Annotated in this window: 2 protein-coding genes; both read right to left on the reverse strand. The window is 72.2% G+C overall.

Features of this window, described 5'->3' with window-relative positions; all coding sequences use genetic code 11:
• The coding region (locus ABQ292_RS26450; RefSeq protein ID WP_369210680.1) for an MBL fold metallo-hydrolase at nucleotides 1-500 on the reverse strand (500 nt) is incomplete at its 3' end.
• Nucleotides 500-1,586: S-(hydroxymethyl)mycothiol dehydrogenase (locus ABQ292_RS26455; RefSeq protein ID WP_369210681.1), on the reverse strand; the 1,087-nt coding region annotated here is incomplete at its 5' end. The genes ABQ292_RS26455 and ABQ292_RS26450, both read right to left, overlap by 1 nt.

Genomic DNA, 1,586 nt, shown 5'->3' on the forward strand with positions numbered 1-1,586 from the left:
CCGGTGGCGCCCGGCCCGCCGTGGAAGAGTGTGTCGCCGGTGAAGACGGCGGCCAGGTCGGGGGCGTGCAGGCAGGTGCTGCCCGGGGAGTGGCCGGGGGTGTGCAGCGCGGTCAGCGTCGTCCCGGCGACGGTGAACCGGGTGCCCTCGCCCAGCGCCTGGTCCGGGCTGGCGTCGGGGTGGACCCCGCCGTAGACCATGTCCCACAGCATCCGGTCGGCGGGGTGGAACCAGATCGGGGCGCCGGTGGCCTCGCGCAGGTCGACCGCGGCGGTGATGTGGTCGTTGTGCCCGTGGGTGAGCACGATCGCCGTCACCGTCCGCCCGCCGATGGCCTCGATGATCGGGTCGGCGCGGTGCGGGGCGTCGATGACCAGCACCTCCGCGTCGTCGCCGACCAGCCAGACGTTGTTGTCGACGTCGAAGTCGGACCCGTCGAGGCTGAACACCCCGCTGACGACGGCCTTGTCGATGCGGACGCCCCTTGTGGACCCGGTCATCAGAACACGACCACCGAGCGCAGGACCTCGCCCTGGTGCATCTTGTCGAAGGCCTGCTCCACCTCGTCGATGCCGATGGTCTCGGAGACGAAGTCGGCCAGCGGGAAGCGGCCCTGCCGGTAGAGGTCGACCAGCAGCGGGAAGTCCCGGGAGGGCAGGCAGTCGCCGTACCAGGAGGACTTGAGCGCCCCGCCGCGGCCGAACAGCTCGATCATCGGCAGGGTGAGCTGCATGTCCGGGGTCGGCACGCCGACCAGCACCACGCGGCCGGCCAGGTCGCGGGCGTAGAAGGCCTGCTCGAAGACCTCCGGGCGGCCGACGGCGTCGATGGCCACGTCCACGCCGAACCCGTTCGTGTGGCCCTTGATGGCCTCGACCGCGTCGGTGGTCCGGCTGTTGACGGTGTGGGTGGCGCCGAACGCCTTCGCCCACTCCAGCTTCCGGTCGTCGACGTCGACGGCGACGATCGTGGTCGCGCCGGCCAGCTTGGCGCCGGCGATCGCGGCGTCCCCCACCCCGCCGCAGCCGAACACCGCCACCGACTCCCCACGGCGCACGCCGCCGGTGTTGATCGCCGCACCCACCCCGGCCATCACGCCGCAGCCCAGCAGCCCGGCCGCGGTGGCCGGGACGTCGGGGTCGACCTTGGTGCACTGCCCGGAGTGGACCAGGGTCTTCTCCACGAACGCGCCGATGCCCAGCGCCGGGGACAGCTCGGTGCCGTCGGTGAGGGTCATCTTCTGCGCGGCGTTGTGGGTGTTGAAGCAGTACTGCAGCTCGCCCTTCAGACAGGCGCGGCACTGCCCGCACACCGCCCGCCAGTTGAGCACCACGAAGTCCCCGACGGCCACGTTGGTCACGCCCGCGCCGACCGCGGCCACGGTGCCGGCGGCCTCGTGGCCGAGCAGGAAGGGGAACTCGTCGTTGATCCCGCCCTCGCGGTAGTGCAGGTCGGTGTGGCACACCCCGCACGCCTGCACGTCCACGACCGCCTCACCCGGCCCGGGGTCGGGGACGATGACCGTCTCGACGCTGACCGGTGCTCCCTTGCTGCGGGCGACGACGCCCTTCACCTCGTAGGCCATG

This window comes from Geodermatophilus maliterrae (assembly GCF_041018925.1).
GTDB lineage: Bacteria > Actinomycetota > Actinomycetes > Mycobacteriales > Geodermatophilaceae > Geodermatophilus > Geodermatophilus maliterrae.